Source organism: Morganella sp. HMSC11D09 (genome assembly GCF_001807955.1).
Classification (GTDB): domain Bacteria; phylum Pseudomonadota; class Gammaproteobacteria; order Enterobacterales; family Enterobacteriaceae; genus Morganella; species Morganella morganii.
Genome location: NZ_KV791672.1, coordinates 225,665 through 242,707 on the forward strand (window position 1 = coordinate 225,665; position 17,043 = coordinate 242,707).

Here is a 17,043-nt window from a genome sequence, read left to right on the forward strand (position 1 = left end):
GCTGTCTAAACCCAGACGAATCAAAAGGGCGTCCCGGAAGCCGGTCAGTTTTTGCCTGTACGTATCGTCTGACATAACAGTATTTCCGGCATCAGTGGTAAACCTCAGAAGAAGGCATACCAGGGATTCATATTAAAAGAGGTTAGCATGCAACGCTCTTATTTACGTGTTTTACTCGGTGGCGTCCTGATTGCCGTCACATCTCAGTTACACGCAGAAGCATTACAGCCGGACCCGGCATGGCAGCAGGGTAAACTGGCAAACGGATTCAGCTGGCAGCTGCTTCAGACGCCGCAGCGCCCGAATGACCGCATACAGATGCGCCTTTCTGTTCAGACCGGCTCCATGATGGAAAAACCGGCTGAAAAAGGGTTCGCTTACCTCATCCCGAAAGTGGTGATGTTTAACAGCCAGAGCCTGAACACACAGCAGTTATCGAACCTGCTGCGTAACGGCATAAGCCCGGATATGCCGCTGCCGCCGGCGATTGTTTCCTATGATTTCACACTCTATAACCTGAGCCTGCCGAATAATAATCCGGAGGTGCTGAAAGCGGCACTGAGCTGGATGGCGGATGTCTCAGGTCATGGAATTTTTAATCAGGAAACCGTTGCTGCCGCCCTGGCCGCGCCGGATTCTCCGGTCGCCACTTATCCGCCGAATATCAATGATCCTATCTGGCGTGCCCGGTTAAAAGGCACTACTCTCCAGGGGTTTGACCCGGTGCCGCCGCCTGCAGGCAAAATTGATGTTGAGGCACTGAACAGTTTCTATCAGCGCTGGTACACACCGGATATGGCGACGCTCTATGTTGCCGGACCGGTTGATAAACGCGCGCTGGAAGACGGTATCAGCAAAGCATTCGGCTCCCTGGAAGGTAAACGTCAGACTCCGGTCAGTGTCGCCACACTGCCGCCGATGAAACCACGCTCAGTCCATGCTGTGAATGAAAATCAGAAAGACGATATGCTGGCGCTGGTCTGGGATCTGAACTGGTCTTCCGTTAAAGATTCAGATGCACTCAACCGCTACTGGTTAAACGATCTCGCCCGTGAAGCCCTTTTTGGTGCATTACAGCAGGGCATCGGCAAGAAAAATGAAAAATTCATGGCAATGAATATGGATTGCCGGATGCAGTATCAGCGTGCCAGCTGCATGCTCAGCCTGCGTGCGCCGAATGAAAAAATGCCGGTGATTGTCTCTGAGCTGGCCGGTGAACTGGCTGTGCTGAAAGAAAAAGGGATTTCCGCTGAGAATTTTGATGCGCTGATTGCCCTGAAACAGGCTCAGCTTCAGCAGCTATTTGCTATTTATGCCCGGACTACCACGGATATTCTGATCAACCAGCGTCTGATGTCCCAGCAGAGTAATATCATTGATATTCCGCCGGAGCAGTATCAGCGTCTGCGTCAGGCGTTCCTGAACAACCTGACACCGGATGTGCTGAACGCAGAAATTCATGCAATTTTAGAGCAGGATACCGCATTCTTCTTTATTCAGCCGAAAGGTGAGACAGAAATGAATGTGGATCAGCTGCGTGCTCAGTTCGATAAGATAATGCATCCGGAGAAAGCGGTTGCTGCGGCAGAGAAACAGGCTGCGGCGGATGCGGAATCCGCTGAGAAAGCGGCAGCCGAAAAAGCAGCGGCAGAAAAAGCCGCCGCAGAGCAGGCCAAAGCCCCGGCGGTAACCCCGGAAGCGGCAGCGCCGTCACAGGAAGCGAAACCGGCAGAACCAAAAGCACTGGCTCCGGCTAAAAAAGGCGGGCAAAACGGCAATGCCGAGCCACCGGCGGCAGATAACAACACCGACGGTGTCAGTGCCTGATTTCGGGTAATGGTATGAAATAAAAAGGGTATCTTTCAGATACCCTTTTTTAATGGCTATTCATCGTCCTGACACAAGCTGCTTTCCAGCAGATTCATCAGCCACGGCCGGGTGTCCCTGTTATTCACAAAGCCCGCCGCCGCGATTTTTTTCTGCGGGTGATAGTAAGCTGCGGTTCCCCAGAATCCCAAATGATACCAGAGTGTCTGGCCGTCCCGCTCTGTCACCATCACCCCGCAGCGGTAATCTTCCGCACCGTCATGGCTGCCCGGTTTCAGCATGGTTTCAAGGGTGTCCGGCTTGTCAAAAATACGGCCCTCAAACAGATTTGCCATAAACACCGCCAGGGCGTTTACCGACATAATCAACCCGCCGCCGCCCCAGAGATCCATGGTCGGACTGATGGTCTCCCCGTCAATATTGCCGAGATACTGATGTGCCCGGGGCGGAAGACCCGCCGGCGCAGGCTCTTCCAGTTCCCAGTAAGCGGATTCCATGCCCGGTGCATCAAAGCGCAGCAACTGCCGGACCGCCTGTGCCAGCGGCAGTTGTGTGATCCGCTCAATAATATCGCCCAGCAGCAGATACCCGGTATCGGAATAGAGGAAACAGAGGCCCGGTTTCATCAGCGGATAGCCCCGGCTGACATACAGGCGGATCTGCTCATCCCGTGTCCAGAGATGGCCGGGATCCGCGAGCACATCACGGATATACTTCTCATCGGCATGATCATACAGCCCGCTGCTGTGACTGAGCAGATGCTGCACCGTGATGGCATTCAGATCATAACCCGCCTCTGTCAGCCAGCGGACATACTGCGGGGAGAGCAGCGGCGCGACCGGTGAACTGAGACTGAGCTTCTGCTGTTCATACAGGCGCAGCACTGCCGCCGCGGTAAACGTTTTGGTATTACTGGCGATCCGCACCGGGGTATCCGGGGTGACCGGCGTGCTGTCGTTTTTGCTCAGTCCGCCGTGTGCCGCACCGTCCGGTAATTCACACCCTTCGCCGGTGAAACAGAATGCCGTGGCAAAACCGTCCGGCTGAACATCCTGCAGCAGGGCTGATAAATTCCGCGCCGGCATGATTATTTCTTCGCGTCAGCGCGCAGTTTCGTCACACTCTGTCCGCCGACACCCCAGTTGTCTGTTTCCACCTCATCAATAATCACAAAGGTTGAAGCCGGGTTTTTTCCCAGTACATCAACAAGTAATTGTGTGGCACCTTCAATCAGTTTTTGCTTTTGTTCTGCGGTCGCACCTTCTTTGGTGATGCGGATATTGATGAATGGCATAGAGGCTCCTGATAGATGTGGTTGTCTGCAACTGTCTGAATATCAGCCGGTAACGGTTCAGTATCCATTACACTGACTGATATTCATACCATATTGCAGCCAAAATCTCAGGCGGTTTTTTTTTTTGGATGTCAGTCGCAATCCAGGCGGCTGAAAAGAGGATCAGGCGCGCGAAGAAATAGAAAAAGGCCATCAGGCCGATAACCGAACCAAACGCAGCACCGGACGGGGAGGCCGCCATGTTCGGCAGCAGCCAGGTCATAATGGTTTTCAGGATCTCAAAACCGATCGCGGCCAGCAGTGTGCCTTTCAGCAGGGAGCGGCGGCTCAGCTTCATGCGCGGCAGGATCCAGAGAATCCAGGTAAACAGCAGATAGTTGGCGAGGATGGAGATGGTCAGGCCGATAGTTGTCCAGGCAGGACGCAGCCATTCGACAGCATCCAGGCCGAGAAACGCGACTATCCGGGCTTGTGCGGCCCCGGCAATCGAGGTCAGCGAGAGAGTAACCACCAGCGCCACCAGCAGACCGATCAGCGCCAGGAAATCCCGCAGATAGCGCAGGAACATGTTCTCTTTGACTTCGATATCCGGCTCCCACTGGTCGTGGTACTGCGCCCGGATAGCCATCCGCAGATTACCCACCCAGTTCACCCCCGAATAGAGTGCCAGTGCCAGACCGGTTAACCCGACGGTCGCACGCTGGCGGATTGCGGTATCAATACTGCGCTCAATAGTGGCGGCGAGTGTCGGGTCGCTGATACTGTTGGCGACACCGCGGATAAGTCTGGTCAGCAGTTCCGGATTAAAGGCCAGCACATAACCGGCGGCGGCAAAAGAGACCATCAGGATCGGGATCATGGATAAAAACGAGAAATAGGTAATCGCTGCACCGAACGGGCTGCCCATTCTGTCATTAAAGCGGGTGGCGGTGCGGATCAGATGGGCAATAAACGGAATATTGCGGATATAATTTCCGGCTTTCACACTCCATTTCAGGGCTTTTTTCCCCTGTTTTAACCCTTCATCAAAATTCTTCCGCAGGGGTTTTAATGATGATGTGCTGTTGTCATCTTCCGGTGTGTCGTTTTCCCGGGTCATGTATCCTCGCTTGTTCGGAAATTGATTCCGTTTAAGTTTACTACAGGACTCACCGGATGAACAATTCAGGTTCCGGTATAACGGGCTTCAGAATTTCCCGGTTGATTAACCGGGATAATAATATGTAATCAGCCGCGCTTATTTCTTCTCAGAATAATTAAAATAAATACCAATTTATAAGATGTTCACAATATGAATAATAAATGTGTCTTTCCCGGAAATAACCGGGGAATTTACCGTTGTTTGCTGATACCGGTTATTCTGCTGCTTATTACCGGGTGTGTTTATAAACCGGAAGGGCCTTATTTTGAAGTCCGCTTTCAGCTGACTAATTATTTCGGGCAGTTAAGAGCAACAGCGTTTTAATACTGTTTGCCGGTTTCTGTTGTCAGAAAACCGGCAGCGGTATGATTACTTTAATAATGAATCCAGTTCCGCCTGTGCTTCTTTTAATTCCGCTTCGGCTTCGGCCAGTTTGCGTTCGCGTTTGGCAATCTTACTGATATCGCCTTTATCGATGGCTTTCTGTAAATCGGCTTTGCGCTCTGCCACTTCTTTTGTCCGGTCACTGACTTCATCGCGGGCATCATCACGCAGGCTGTTTGGTGTGCAGTAAGTATTCACATTCTGCAAAGCCAGCTCCAGCCCCTGCACCCGGTGTGTATTGCCGTGAGCTTTGGCGTAGCTGAGCTGCTCCTGAATTTTGCTTTTTTTGATGTCACAGCCATTCTGCGCACTCAGCGCGGAGGTGCTTACCAGTAATGCACCCAGAGCCAGTGCAGCAGTTGTAAAACGTGTCATGTTTACCTCGTTATTTATACTAGTCGTCATTTTATGACTATCAATAATGACAATGGTTCATTATCACGCCGCACAGATGAGGAAAGGGCATTGGTTCTTTCCTGCCGAAATCAGGTTATACTGAGCACTTCAATCTGTACTGATATTCTTGTTCCGGGTGGTGCACACCCGACCATCTGAGGCCCTTGTATGCTTAGTTACCGCCACAGCTTTCACGCCGGCAACCATGCGGATGTGTTAAAACACACCGTCCAGAGTCTGATCATTGAGTCATTAAAAGAGAAAGACAAACCCTTTTTGTATCTGGATACGCACGCCGGTGCCGGGCGTTATCAGCTCAGTGGTGAGCATGCGGAGCGTACCGGGGAGTACCTGGAAGGGATCGCCCGTATCTGGGCGCAGGAATCGGTGCCGGAAGAACTGAAAACGTATCTTGAAGCTGTCAGTGCACTGAATCCGCGTGGTGACCTGCGTTTTTATCCGGGTTCGCCGCTGATCGCCGCACATTTGCTGCGTGATCACGACAAATTAAATATCAGCGAACTGCATCCGTCTGATTTCCCGCTGCTGCGCAATGAATTTAGCCGCGATAACCGCGCCCGTGTGGTGCGGGAAGATGGTTATCAGCAGCTGAAATCACAGTTACCGCCGTTGTCCCGGCGCGGATTTGTGCTGATTGACCCGCCGTATGAACTGAAAAGTGATTATCAGGCCGTGGTGAAAGGGATTCAGGAAGGTCACCGCCGTTTTGCGACCGGGACTTATGCGGTCTGGTATCCGGTGGTGCTGCGCCAGCAGATCAAACGGATGGTAAAAGATTTCCAGGCAACCGGGATCCGCAAGATTCTGCAAATCGAGCTGGCGGTGCGCCCTGACAGTGATCAGCGCGGTATGACCGCATCCGGCATGATTGTGATTAACCCGCCGTGGAAGCTGGAATCGCAGATGAAATCTGTGCTGCCGTGGCTGCATAACGTGCTGGTACCGGAAGGTACAGGGCATACACTGGTTGAATGGATCACACCGGAATAATTCGTTTCCGCTGCGGGCATGACGGCAGCGGGTGTTTATGTATTGACTGATAAATGGAACGAGCCAACTATGAGCAAACATTACGATTATATTGCAATCGGCGGCGGCAGTGCCGGTATTGCGTCTGTAAACCGGGCAGCAATGTACGGGCAGAAATGTGCCCTGATTGAAGCAAAAGCGCTCGGCGGCACGTGTGTTAACGTCGGTTGTGTCCCGAAAAAAGTGATGTGGTACGGTGCGCAGATTGCGGAAGCTATCCGCCAGTACGGCCCGGATTACGGGTTCGATACCACCATCAATCATTTCAGCTGGGACAAACTGCTGGAAAGCCGTTCTGCGTATATTGATCGTATTCACCAGTCTTATGAGCGCGTTCTCGGCAATAACAAAGTGGATGTGATCACCGGTTTTGCCCGTTTTAAAGATGCGCACACGGTAGAAGTGAACGGTGAAACGTACACCGCGGATCATATCCTGATCGCCACCGGCGGCCGTCCGGTTCCGCCGTCCATCCCGGGCGCGGAATACGGGATTGATTCTGATGGTTTCTTCGCACTGAAAGCTCTGCCGTCACGTGTGGCGGTGGTCGGTGCCGGGTATATCGCCGTGGAACTGGCCGGGGTGCTGAATGCACTGGGCAGCGAAACACATCTGTTCGTCCGCAAACATGCACCGCTGCGTAATTTTGATCCGCTGATTACGGAAACGCTGGTCGAGGTGATGAACACCGAAGGGCCGTCACTGCACACCAACTCTGTACCGAAAGCAGTTGTGAAAAATGCCGACGGCAGTCTGACCCTGCAACTGGAAAACGGCCACGAGCAGACTGTAGATTGCCTGATCTGGGCTATCGGCCGTGAACCGGCAACAGACAACATCAATCTGGATGTGACTGGCGTGAAACTTAACGACCGTGGTTATATTCAGGTGGATAAATACCAGAACACGTCGGTTCCGGGCGTGTATGCGGTGGGGGATAACACCGGCGCTGTCGAACTGACGCCGGTTGCGGTTGCCGCAGGCCGCCGTCTCTCTGAGCGCCTGTTTAACAACAAGCCGGACGAGCACCTGGATTACACCAATATCCCGACTGTTGTCTTCAGCCACCCGGCTATCGGCACCGTGGGTTTGACAGAACCACAGGCGATTGAGCAGTACGGCGCGGATAATGTGAAATGCTACAAATCCTCTTTCACCGCCATGTATACCGCTGTCACCAGCCACCGCCAGCCATGCAAAATGAAGCTGGTGTGTGCGGGTAAAGACGAAAAAATCGTTGGTATCCACGGCATCGGCTACGGTATGGACGAAATCCTGCAGGGCTTTGCGGTTGCACTGAAAATGGGCGCCACCAAGAAAGATTTCGATAATACCGTGGCAATCCACCCGACAGCAGCGGAAGAGTTTGTGACAATGCGCTGATGGTCTGAGGATGTAATAAATGAAACCGGCTGTATGCATGTCATATAGCCGGTTTTTTTATTTATGTGCTATCGTTGGTATTCAGTCATAACATGCAGATTTTGTACCGCTAAGCTGAAGGGATTGGTAATAAACCGGATAATATAATCACCGAATGAAAGTTATAGAGTGATACTACAGGGATTAATTTCGGAGCTGAAAGTGAATGGATTTAAATTGAGTAAACTGATTATTTTTCCGCTGTTTATTTTTTTTCTTTTCGTTACAGTCATATTTTTATTCCTCCCGGGAAACAGAGAATATACAAAATTAAATATAGTTTACTATTATTTATATACGTTTGATGAGATAAATAAAATATCCAATGATATCAGGTGAATATGAGATAAATTATGAGCCTGTGGACGGAAATTCAGCTGAGTTTAATGATATTGTTTTCTTTAATGTCGATACAAAGAGAAACCATGAACTCTTTGACTATGTCAAACGGTCAGGTTTCTCAAAGAAGTTTGATCAGTACCGGAAGAGAGAACGATGGGTTAAGGATAATACAAAAATTGATATTATCATCAATGAAGCGGAGCAAACCACATCGTTTCTGGTAGAAAAAAATTAGATATTTCACCTGAACTTCTTCGACATTCCCTCTGATGCCGGGCCGACCGGTTTCCAGCCGAGTTTTTCATAGAAACCGGGTTTATCCGCGACCATCGAGACATAAGAACCTTCGAGTGTGGCAGATACAAGATAGCCATCGATACAGTCCATAACCCAGCGGCCGAGCCCCGCGCCCTGATATGCCGGATCAACGGCGACATCAACCACCTCAAAATTACAGGCACCGTCACCGACCACTCGCCCCATGGCGATAAGTGTTCCGGCGTCACGGATGGTCACGATATATAAACTGTTGGGCAGCCCGATCTCAGCGGCTTTCAGTGATTTTGCCGACAATCCGGCTTTAATGCGCAGCGCGCAGTATTCCTGTGCGGAAGGCGCACGTTCTTCTGTAATCAGTGTCATGAGGTTGTTATCTGTAACAGCGGGAATTTTTTTGCAATGACCTTAAACCATTCGGCAAATTGCTGCGGATGGTCACGCATCTCTTGTTTCAGGTCAGTGAGTGATATCCAGCGCACGGCAGCGACCTCCTGCGGATTCAGGGAAAACGGGCCGTTATAGTGGCCGGTAAACAGGTGATCATATTCATGTTCAGTCAGGGACGGCGGAACATCCGCACGATAAATGATATGTCCGGCAGGCCGCAGAGGACAGGTGATCCCCAGCTCTTCCTGCAGACGGCGCTGTGTCGCCTGTTCCAGCGATTCACCACGGCGGGGATGACTACAGCAGCTGTTGGCCCACAATCCGCCGGAATGGTATTTGCTGAGCGCGCGCTGCTGGATCAGCAGTTCACCCGCATCATTAAACAGGAACACAGAAAACGCACGGTGCAGTAATCCGAGCTGATGAACGCGGAGTTTTTCGTCATACCCGAGGGTATTATCATGTTCATCGACCAGAATCAGTTCGTCACTCATTATATCTTTTATCCGGTAAAGCGGCTGAAAGATATACTGTAGCAAATATGCAGCGGAAAGTTTGCCGGAATAGTGGCATAAAAACGCCGGAATATATCTCCGGCGTTTTATTATTTATTTTCAGGGATTATTTATTGCGGGCAGCTAGGTAATCCTGAAGGGTGCCTTCCGGGAATTTCTTACAGAATTCAACAATTTTTGGTGCTTCTGCAACCCCTTTTTCTGACAGTGCCACAAAGTCACCGCCCGGGTATTGTGTGTCTTTGCTGATCACCCACAGGGCAACCGGCGCCCAGCTTTGCGGGTTCAGATTAACGAATTCTTTGCAGGTCATTTTATCGGGTACCTGAATATCAGCAGGTTCAGCGAGAGCCACTGAGGAAAATGCACTTGCAGCAACCAGACACGCGGTGACGAAATACTTTTTCATGATAAATAAACCTCGTTTTTTGTTTCAGGAAATACAACAAATACGTTTTCAGGATAGATCAAATAACGTCATATTCAATATTTCTCTATTTTTAAAGAGGAAATAATAATATTAAATGGTTTTTTCAGGATAAAAAGTATGAGCATGCAGATGAGACTCATATCGGGCCGGGTAACATGATTTTATGTCAGGCCCGATATGAGTGACGATTACGGATGGTGTTCCAGCCAACTGACAATAAAGTCACGGATGGCAGTGATATTGTTGATATCCAACTGCGGTACAGTAACATCCAGCCGTGGCTTATCTGACGCAAACGCAATAACAAATTCATCCAGCAGTGTCTGATACGGACGGTCAGTCACATCGCGGAACAGGGCGATTTTCGGTACGGATTCCCCCTTGAACCCTTCCACCAGGATAAGATCCAGTTCCCGTGTATCAAAGCGGGCGGCCAGCTGCATCAGATCAGGCTCCGCGCCACCCGGGGTTTCGGTCATCAGTGCAAACCGCTCCTGACTGACCACCAGAGTCTGATAAGCACCAGCTTTACGCAGCTCGTAGCTGTCTTTCCCCGGGGTGTCCACATCCATATCGTGATGCGTGTGTTTGACCAGGCCGATGCGCAGCCCGCTTTCCCGTAACTGCGGGATCAGCTTTTTCAGCAGTGTGGTTTTACCGGTGCCGCTGTAGGCAGTGACGGCCAGCAGTGGTGCCGGGTGCGGCAACCGGTGCTGTTTTTCCCATTCCCGGCACTCGGCAAGGGTATTGAGATTAATAAAATCACCGGGATTGGCATCAAATGTGACGGCTTTGGCGCCGATTTTATCCATAAACAGCAGAAGTTTGCGATCGCCGCCGGTGAGGTATTCTGTCAGCGGCGTGATCAGCGAGCGGTGACACAGCGCAAAGGCCGGATGCGCCCGCTGGTGATCACAGGCATAAGCGCACAGGGCATCACCTTTCTGCTGCCAGAGTTTTTCTGCCAGATCCGCCGGGAACTGCGGCACATCACAGGGTACGAACAGCACCCAGTCGTGCAGGGCATTTTCAAGACCGGCGAGCATCCCGGCAAGCGGGCCCGGAAAATCCGGTAATGTATCGGCGACCACCCGCAGGCCGGTGGCGTGATAATCCTGCGTATTGCGGTTGGCATTGATAAAAATATCGTCTGTCTGCGGGGCGAGCAGTTTTACACTGTGCTGATAAAGCGGGATCCCGCCCAGTAATACCAGACCTTTGTCCTGTCCCTGCATCCGGGTGGCCCGGCCGCCGGCAAGAATACAGCCGCTGAGTTGCATCATCATTTTCAGTTTCTCTGACAATCTCTGATAAATATTCTGAACTTATCTTAACAAGGATTCCGGTATAGTGAGCGCGAATATCAATGCAATGGTCGTTATAATCACGGATAATACGCCGCAGTTATTACAGCCTGCCAATATTTACGCATCCTGACAGTCCTGTTCTTTCCGGAGCGGCGGATAATTGGTAATGTGTTACGATCTTGCTTATAAGGAATTTATTATGAAATGTCATCGTCTTAATGAGGTTATCGAACTTCTGCACCCTGTCTGGCAGCAACATTCTGATCTGAACCTGATGCAGATGTTACAGAAACTGGCTGACGAAGCCGGGTTTGAGGGTGAATTATCTGACCTGACCGATGATATTCTTATTTATCACCTGAAAATGCGCGGCTCTGAGGCAACAGACGCCATTCCGGGTCTGAAAAAAGATTACGAAGAAGATTTTAAAACCGCCCTGTTACGTGCACGCGGCATCATCAAAGAGTAATGCAGACGATTACCCCGCCGGTTTTCACTTTTCAGGATTTCCGGCCTGACCGCCTGATCGACAGCCTGAGCCGTTACGGTATCTGGCTTGATTCCGGTCTGACGGAACTGAACAGCTATGAAAACCGCGTATATCAGTTTACGGATGAAAACCGTACCCGCTATGTGGTGAAATTCTATCGTCCGGCCCGCTGGAATGAGGCGCAGATCCGTGAGGAGCACGACCTGACCCTGACACTGGCTCAGGCCGGGCTGCCGGTCGCGGCACCGCTGGCCTTTGACGGCGACACGCTGCTGTCACAGGACGGTTATCTGTTCGCGCTGTTTCCGTCGGTCGGCGGACGGGCGTATGAGACGGATAATCTTGATCAGCTGGAAAGCACCGGGCGGCTGCTCGGACGGCTGCATCAGATAAGCCGGGAACGCTGTTTTGAGCACCGGCCGGCGATCGGACTGCAGGAATATCTGCTGACACCGCGTGAAATCCTCGCGCAGTGCCCGCTGATCCCGCAGGCGCGTCGTGACAGCTTTATCGCGACACTGGATACCCTGATCCGTGAGACATCCGCCCGCTGGCACGACGACTGGCACGCCATTCGCCTGCACGGGGATTGTCATCCGGGTAATATTTTATGGCGTGATGAACCGTGGCTGGTGGATTTCGATGATGCCCGCAACGGTCCGGCAGTGCAGGATCTGTGGATGCTGCTCAGCGGGGATACGGATTCGCGCCGTTATCAGTTGGATATTCTGCTCGATGCCTATCAGGAGTTTTGTGACTTCGATACGCGGGAGCTGGCACTGATTGAACCGCTGCGCGCCATGCGCATGGTTCATTTTTTATCCTGGGTGGCACGCCGCTGGCAGGATCCCGCTTTTCCCCGGGCATTTCCGTGGATGGCGGAAGGTGATTTCTGGTCACAGCAGCAATCACTGATGACTGAACAGACAGCCGTACTGGCGGAGCCTCCGCTGACGCGCTTTCTGCCTTATTGATTTTCAGGAGAGATAAAGATGAAGAAACTTTGGTTAGCGCTGATTGGATTTGCGATGTCATTCAGTGTCTTTGCAAACCCGGTATCGGGAAAAGAGTACACCGAACTGAGCACACCGGTAACAAATCAGCCTGACGTGGTGGAGTTTTTCTCCTTCTACTGCCCGCACTGCTACCAGTTTGAAGAAAACTTCAAAGTACCGGAATCCATCAGCAAAAACCTGCCGGAAGGGGCGAAACATGAACGTTATCATGTTGATTTCCTCGGCGGTCCGATGGGGCCTGAACTGACCAAAGCCTGGTCTGTGGCAATGGCGATGGGTGTTGAGGACAAAGTGACTCCGCTCCTGTTCGAAGGCATTCAGAAAACCGGCACAATTAAAACCCCTGCTGATGTCCGTGACGCCTTTATCAAAGCAGGTGTGACCGGCGAGGATTATGATTCCGCCGCGAACAGCATCTTTGTTAAATCCCTGATTGCCAAGCAGCAGAAAGCGGCTGCGGATTACAAATTACGCGGTGTGCCGGCAGTCTTTGTCAAAGGTAAATACCAGATCAACAACGCCGGTCTGGAAGTCAAAGATGTGAATGAATACGGTAAAGCGTTCTCTGATACGGTCAATTATCTGATCAAACAGAACTGATCACAGTATCTGTATCTCCGGGAAGCAATGGCGGTAACGCCATTGCTTTTTTACTATCCACATTAATCAAGTGATTACAACGGCAGATTATCTTGCGGTATTCGTTTATAACCTATTGATTTTTTTGAACGAGATTCAGGCATATCGCGCTGCAGACAGTGATTTACATAGGGTTCATAAATTTACCCACAAAGTTATCCACAGCTTGTTATTTTTTATTTCCAGGGCAAACCCGTCCTGTTCTGAGTGCGGGAAGATTAACGGCTGAGGCTGATAATAGTCGTCTGATGCCGCAGTCTGTGGCATGCTACCCGCAAGAATCCATTTAATACTGTGAAGGCAATTATGGCTCAGATTGCAGACAACCCTTTGATTTTAGTCGATGGTTCATCGTACCTCTATCGTGCTTACCACGCATTCCCTCCGCTGACTAACAGCGCCGGACAACCGACCGGTGCCATGTACGGCGTGCTGAATATGCTGCGCAGCCTGATAATGCAGTATGAACCCAGCCATGTTGCCGTGGTATTTGATGCCAAAGGTAAAACATTCCGTGATGAATTGTTTGAAGCCTATAAATCACACCGCCCGCCGATGCCGGATGATCTGCGTGAGCAGATAGTGCCGCTGCATGACATGGTCGTCGCGATGGGGATGCCGCTGTTATCTGTTTCCGGCGTGGAAGCGGATGATGTTATCGGGACACTGGCGAAACAGGCGGCGGCAGAAGGCCGTGCCGTGCTGATCAGTACCGGTGATAAAGATATGGCGCAGCTGGTGACCCCGGATATCACCCTGATCAATACCATGAACAATACCATTCTCGGGCCGGAAGAGGTGGAAACCAAATACGGTGTTCCGCCGTCACTGATTATTGATTATCTGGCGCTGATGGGCGACTCCTCCGATAACATCCCGGGCGTGCCGGGCGTCGGCGAGAAGACCGCTCAGGCCTTATTACAGGGGCTGGGCAGCCTGGATGATATTTATGCGGACCTGGATAAAATTGCCGGACTGAGCTTCCGTGGTGCCAAAACCCTCGCACCGAAGATGGAAACCAATAAAGAGATGGCATATCTCTCTTACACTCTGGCGACCATCAAAACCGATGTGGAACTCGATTGCACCTGGGATTCCCTGGCACTGACGGAACCGGACTTAGATAAGCTGCATGCATTATTCACGCAGTATGAATTTAAACGCTGGATAAGTGATCTGGAAAACGGCGGCTGGCTGGCGAAGAAAAGTACTCGCAGCGCGTCGTCAAAGGCAGCGGTAACCACCGCAGTACAGACCCCGGCTGCACCGGCGGTCACGCCGGACATCAGCAGCGAAAACTATGAAACTATTCTTGATGAAGAGGCGCTGAACCGTTGGGCTCAAATCCTGCGTGAAGCCGGTGAGTTTGCGTTTGATACCGAAACCGATAGCCTGGATAATCTCTCCGCGCGTCTGGTCGGGATGTCTTTTGCAGCAAAAGCAGGCCATGCGGCGTATGTGCCGATTGGTCATGATTATCTGGATGCACCGGACCAGTTGTTAACTGAGCAGGTGCTGCGGGTGATGAAACCGATTCTGGAAGATGAAAAAATACGGAAAATCGGTCAGAACCTGAAGTTTGATCGCGGGATTATGGAAAATTACGGTGTGGAACTGCGCGGAATCGCCTTCGATACCATGCTGGAATCCTATGTGCTCAACAGTGTCGCCGGACGTCATGATATGGACAGCCTGGCCGACCGTCATCTGAATTACAAAACCACCACCTTTGAAGATATCGCCGGGAAAGGCAAAAAGCAGCTGACGTTTAATCAGATCCCGCTGGAAGAAGCTGCCAATTATGCGGCGGAAGATGCGGATATCACACTGCTGCTGCATCAGGCGCTGTATCCGCAGCTGGAAGCCGAAAAATCGCTGCTGCATGTCTATCAGGATATCGAAATGCCGCTGGTGCCGGTGCTCTCCCGTATGGAACGGACCGGGGTTCTGATTGACGCCAATGTGCTTGCCGCACAGTCAGTGGAGCTGACAGCCCGTCTGGATGAGCTGGAAAAACAGGCGTTTGCGATTGCCGGAGAGGAGTTCAACCTCTCTTCACCAAAGCAGCTGCAAACTATTCTGTTTGAAAAACTGAATCTGCCGGTGGTGAAGAAAACTCCGGGCGGTGCACCGTCAACCAATGAGGAAGTGCTGGAAGAGCTGGCGGATAACCATGAACTGCCGCGCGTGATCCTCGAACACCGCAGCCTGTCCAAACTGAAAACCACCTATACCGATAAACTGCCGCTGATGGTGGATCCGAAAACCCGCCGTGTGCATACCTCGTATCACCAGGCAGTGACCGCGACCGGCCGTCTTTCTTCCCGTGACCCGAACCTGCAGAATATTCCGGTCAGAACCGATGAAGGCCGCCGTATCCGTCAGGCATTTATTGCCCGTGACGGCTACTGCATTATGGCCGCGGACTATTCTCAGATTGAACTGCGCATCATGGCGCATCTGTCACAGGACAAAGGGCTGCTGAAAGCTTTTGCCGAAGGTAAGGATATCCACCGCGCAACCGCCGCCGAAGTGTTTGGTATGCCGCTGGACGAAGTGACGGCGGATCAGCGCCGCAGCGCGAAGGCGATCAACTTCGGCCTGATTTACGGCATGAGTGCATTTGGTCTTGCCCGTCAGCTGGGGATCCCGCGCGGCGAAGCGCAGCGCTATATGGATCTCTATTTTGAGCGCTATCCGGGCGTGCTGGAGTATATGGCCCGAACCCGTGAACATGCGGCAGAAAAAGGCTATGTGGAAACACTTGAAGGCCGCCGTCTCTGGCTGCCGGAAATTAATTCCCGTAATGGTATGCGCCGCAAGGCGGCTGAGCGCGAGGCGATCAACGCCCCGATGCAGGGCACCGCAGCAGATATCATCAAAAAAGCGATGATTGCCGTGGATGACTGGCTGCAAAAAGAGAACATCGATGCGCTGATGATTATGCAGGTGCACGATGAACTGGTGTTTGAAGTACGAAAAGAACAACAGGCTGAGATGGCAGAGAAGATCCGCGGGCTGATGGAAGCCGCGATGAAACTTGATGTGCCGTTAAAAGTAGAAGCGGGGGTAGGCGCCAACTGGGACGAAGCCCACTAATTTACGCGTCATCTTTCAATCCATGGCCGCGTTGGCCGCACTCAGAAATCCGGGTCACATACTGGTGTATGCTCCCCGGATTTCTTCCTTTGCCGCCTTGCCACAAATTGAAATCTATAGCGTAAAGGCATTGTGCTCTGAATCGTGTTTGTTTGATCACGCGTCATCTTTCAATCCGTAGCTGCGTTGGGCATGCTCAGAAATCCGGGCCACATACTGATGTATGCTCCCCGGATTTCTTCCTTTGCCGCCTTGCCACAGACTGAAATCTATAGCGTAAAGGCATTGGTCCCGGAACGGGTCTGTCAGGCGTTTTCTTCCCGCATTTTCAGGGTTTTCTTCACTTTTTTCTCAATGCGCTGGCGCTTCAGCGGCGAGAGATGATCGATAAATAACTTGCCGTTGAGATGGTCGATTTCATGCTGAAGGCAGCCCGCCTGTAATCCTTCCGCCTCAAGGGTATGTTCTGCACCGTTTATATCCTGATAACGGACAGTAACAGCGGAGTAGCGTTGTGTCTCCGTATAACTCTCCGGCAGGGACAGACAGCCGTCCATCATCATCATTTCGCCGTCGCACTGAATAAATTCCGGATTAATCAGCGCCATCGGCTGATCGCGGTTTTCAGAGACATCCACGATAATCACACGCTTACAGACACCCACCTGCGGCGCGGCAAGGCCGATGCCCCGTTCGGCATACATGGTTTCTGTCATATCCGTGACAAATGTTTTCAGTTCGTCATCAAAAACCGTGACGGGTTGGGCCGTTTCCCGCAGGCAGGGATCAGGAAAATGCCGTAATGTCAGTAATGCCATAGCTAACTCACTAATATAAATAAAAATTATGGGGAGACGTACTCCCGGATGCGCTCAGACTATCATAACAGTATGGTGTGAAAACGGCATCATTTGTGCTGTTTTGTTGCTATTTTGTGCGGATAGTCCCGGACTACCTATAGATCCAGATCGCATAAATATGTAATTAAAGTACATTTGGAGGGAATTTGACGGTTTTATGACAAG

General features: G+C 51.4%; 16 protein-coding genes and 1 pseudogene. 7 read left to right on the forward strand and 10 right to left on the reverse strand.

Features of this window, described 5'->3' with window-relative positions; all coding sequences use genetic code 11:
- The first annotated feature begins 147 nt into the window (after positions 1-147).
- Positions 148-1,827, forward strand: coding sequence for a M16 family metallopeptidase (locus HMPREF3119_RS07155; protein ID WP_036417396.1), 1,680 nt, complete (start codon positions 148-150; stop codon positions 1,825-1,827).
- Between the two features lie 56 nt (positions 1,828-1,883).
- Here the strand turns inward: HMPREF3119_RS07155 and HMPREF3119_RS07160 are convergent, their stop codons facing one another.
- From HMPREF3119_RS07160 to HMPREF3119_RS07175, 4 genes are all read right to left on the reverse strand, one after another.
- Positions 1,884-2,912: a serine hydrolase domain-containing protein gene (locus HMPREF3119_RS07160; RefSeq protein ID WP_004236541.1), complete on the reverse strand. Its 1,029-nt coding sequence runs from the start codon at positions 2,910-2,912 to the stop codon at positions 1,884-1,886.
- 2 nt (positions 2,913-2,914) lie between these two features.
- The gene (locus HMPREF3119_RS07165; protein ID WP_004236540.1) at positions 2,915-3,121 is read right to left on the reverse strand and encodes a 2-hydroxymuconate tautomerase family protein; all 207 of its coding nucleotides are present in this window, start codon (positions 3,119-3,121) and stop codon (positions 2,915-2,917) included.
- A 67-nt stretch (positions 3,122-3,188) separates the two neighbouring features.
- Entirely contained in the window at positions 3,189-4,220 is a 1,032-nt protein-coding gene (gene yhjD / locus HMPREF3119_RS07170) for an inner membrane protein YhjD (protein ID WP_070579139.1), read from the reverse strand.
- Positions 4,221-4,631: 411 nt separating this feature from the next.
- Positions 4,632-5,021 carry a DUF1090 domain-containing protein gene (locus HMPREF3119_RS07175; RefSeq protein ID WP_070579142.1) on the reverse strand — a complete coding sequence of 130 codons (390 nt, stop codon included), beginning with the start codon at positions 5,019-5,021 and terminating at the stop codon, positions 4,632-4,634.
- 189 nt (positions 5,022-5,210) lie between these two features.
- Here HMPREF3119_RS07175 and HMPREF3119_RS07180 point away from each other — a divergent pair, with 189 nt between their 5' ends.
- Both HMPREF3119_RS07180 and gorA read left to right on the forward strand, forming a co-directional pair.
- Positions 5,211-6,053: a 23S rRNA (adenine(2030)-N(6))-methyltransferase RlmJ gene (locus HMPREF3119_RS07180; RefSeq protein WP_036417394.1), complete on the forward strand. Its 843-nt coding sequence runs from the start codon at positions 5,211-5,213 to the stop codon at positions 6,051-6,053.
- 69 nt (positions 6,054-6,122) lie between these two features.
- Entirely contained in the window at positions 6,123-7,475 is a 1,353-nt protein-coding gene (gene gorA, locus HMPREF3119_RS07185; RefSeq protein WP_004236534.1) for a glutathione-disulfide reductase, read from the forward strand.
- Positions 7,476-8,096: 621 nt separating this feature from the next.
- Here the strand turns inward: gorA and HMPREF3119_RS07195 are convergent.
- The 5 genes and pseudogenes from HMPREF3119_RS07195 to mobA form a co-directional block, all read right to left on the reverse strand.
- On the reverse strand, positions 8,097-8,498 hold the full coding sequence (locus tag HMPREF3119_RS07195; RefSeq protein WP_036417392.1) for a GNAT family N-acetyltransferase: 402 nt from the start codon (positions 8,496-8,498) through the stop codon (positions 8,097-8,099).
- The gene (gene idi / locus HMPREF3119_RS07200) at positions 8,495-9,016 is read right to left on the reverse strand and encodes an isopentenyl-diphosphate Delta-isomerase (protein WP_015422407.1); all 522 of its coding nucleotides are present in this window, start codon (positions 9,014-9,016) and stop codon (positions 8,495-8,497) included. The genes HMPREF3119_RS07195 and idi overlap by 4 nt, the downstream gene beginning before the upstream one ends.
- A gap of 127 nt (positions 9,017-9,143) precedes the next feature.
- The gene (locus HMPREF3119_RS07205; protein WP_004236529.1) at positions 9,144-9,446 is read right to left on the reverse strand and encodes an HdeA/HdeB family chaperone; all 303 of its coding nucleotides are present in this window, start codon (positions 9,444-9,446) and stop codon (positions 9,144-9,146) included.
- A 209-nt stretch (positions 9,447-9,655) separates the two neighbouring features.
- A complete protein-coding gene (gene mobB / locus HMPREF3119_RS19715; RefSeq protein ID WP_225806429.1) occupies positions 9,656-10,174 on the reverse strand; it encodes a molybdopterin-guanine dinucleotide biosynthesis protein MobB in 519 nt (172 codons plus the stop codon).
- A gap of 36 nt (positions 10,175-10,210) precedes the next feature.
- A pseudogene (gene mobA / locus HMPREF3119_RS19720) lies at positions 10,211-10,753 on the reverse strand (molybdenum cofactor guanylyltransferase MobA); the annotation flags it as partial.
- 220 nt (positions 10,754-10,973) lie between these two features.
- On the opposite strand from mobA, the gene HMPREF3119_RS07215 reads away from it, so the two are divergent.
- The 4 genes from HMPREF3119_RS07215 to polA all read left to right on the forward strand — a co-directional run bounded on the left by HMPREF3119_RS07215 (position 10,974) and on the right by polA (position 16,018).
- On the forward strand, positions 10,974-11,243 hold the full coding sequence (locus HMPREF3119_RS07215) for a YihD family protein (RefSeq protein ID WP_004240741.1): 270 nt from the start codon (positions 10,974-10,976) through the stop codon (positions 11,241-11,243).
- An 8-nt stretch (positions 11,244-11,251) separates the two neighbouring features.
- Entirely contained in the window at positions 11,252-12,238 is a 987-nt protein-coding gene (locus HMPREF3119_RS07220) for a serine/threonine protein kinase (protein ID WP_370531212.1), read from the forward strand.
- Between the two features lie 18 nt (positions 12,239-12,256).
- Complete coding sequence (gene dsbA / locus HMPREF3119_RS07225; protein ID WP_004236525.1) at positions 12,257-12,880, forward strand: thiol:disulfide interchange protein DsbA; 624 nt, start codon at positions 12,257-12,259, stop codon at positions 12,878-12,880.
- Positions 12,881-13,225: 345 nt separating this feature from the next.
- Positions 13,226-16,018, forward strand: a complete 2,793-nt coding sequence (gene polA, locus HMPREF3119_RS07230; protein WP_036417388.1) for a DNA polymerase I — start codon at positions 13,226-13,228, stop codon at positions 16,016-16,018.
- 305 nt (positions 16,019-16,323) lie between these two features.
- Here polA and def read toward each other — a convergent pair whose 3' ends face one another.
- Positions 16,324-16,836, reverse strand: a complete 513-nt coding sequence (gene def, locus HMPREF3119_RS07235) for a peptide deformylase (protein ID WP_036413535.1) — start codon at positions 16,834-16,836, stop codon at positions 16,324-16,326.
- Positions 16,837-17,043: the final 207 nt, after the last annotated feature.

Bases quoted from the DNA above. Each gene is read 5' to 3' on its own strand.
- HMPREF3119_RS07155 (WP_036417396.1), top strand. From the start codon at position 148: ATGCAACGCTCTTATTTACGTGTTTTACTCGGTGGCGTCCTGATTGCC.
- HMPREF3119_RS07160 (WP_004236541.1), bottom strand. From the start codon at position 2,912: ATGCCGGCGCGGAATTTATCAGCCCTGCTGCAGGATGTTCAGCCGGAC.
- HMPREF3119_RS07165 (WP_004236540.1), bottom strand. From the start codon at position 3,121: ATGCCATTCATCAATATCCGCATCACCAAAGAAGGTGCGACCGCAGAA.
- yhjD (WP_070579139.1), bottom strand. From the start codon at position 4,220: ATGACCCGGGAAAACGACACACCGGAAGATGACAACAGCACATCATCA.
- HMPREF3119_RS07175 (WP_070579142.1), bottom strand. From the start codon at position 5,021: ATGACACGTTTTACAACTGCTGCACTGGCTCTGGGTGCATTACTGGTA.
- HMPREF3119_RS07180 (WP_036417394.1), top strand. From the start codon at position 5,211: ATGCTTAGTTACCGCCACAGCTTTCACGCCGGCAACCATGCGGATGTG.
- gorA (WP_004236534.1), top strand. From the start codon at position 6,123: ATGAGCAAACATTACGATTATATTGCAATCGGCGGCGGCAGTGCCGGT.
- HMPREF3119_RS07195 (WP_036417392.1), bottom strand. From the start codon at position 8,498: ATGACACTGATTACAGAAGAACGTGCGCCTTCCGCACAGGAATACTGC.
- idi (WP_015422407.1), bottom strand. From the start codon at position 9,016: ATGAGTGACGAACTGATTCTGGTCGATGAACATGATAATACCCTCGGG.
- HMPREF3119_RS07205 (WP_004236529.1), bottom strand. From the start codon at position 9,446: ATGAAAAAGTATTTCGTCACCGCGTGTCTGGTTGCTGCAAGTGCATTT.
- HMPREF3119_RS07215 (WP_004240741.1), top strand. From the start codon at position 10,974: ATGAAATGTCATCGTCTTAATGAGGTTATCGAACTTCTGCACCCTGTC.
- dsbA (WP_004236525.1), top strand. From the start codon at position 12,257: ATGAAGAAACTTTGGTTAGCGCTGATTGGATTTGCGATGTCATTCAGT.
- polA (WP_036417388.1), top strand. From the start codon at position 13,226: ATGGCTCAGATTGCAGACAACCCTTTGATTTTAGTCGATGGTTCATCG.
- def (WP_036413535.1), bottom strand. From the start codon at position 16,836: ATGGCATTACTGACATTACGGCATTTTCCTGATCCCTGCCTGCGGGAA.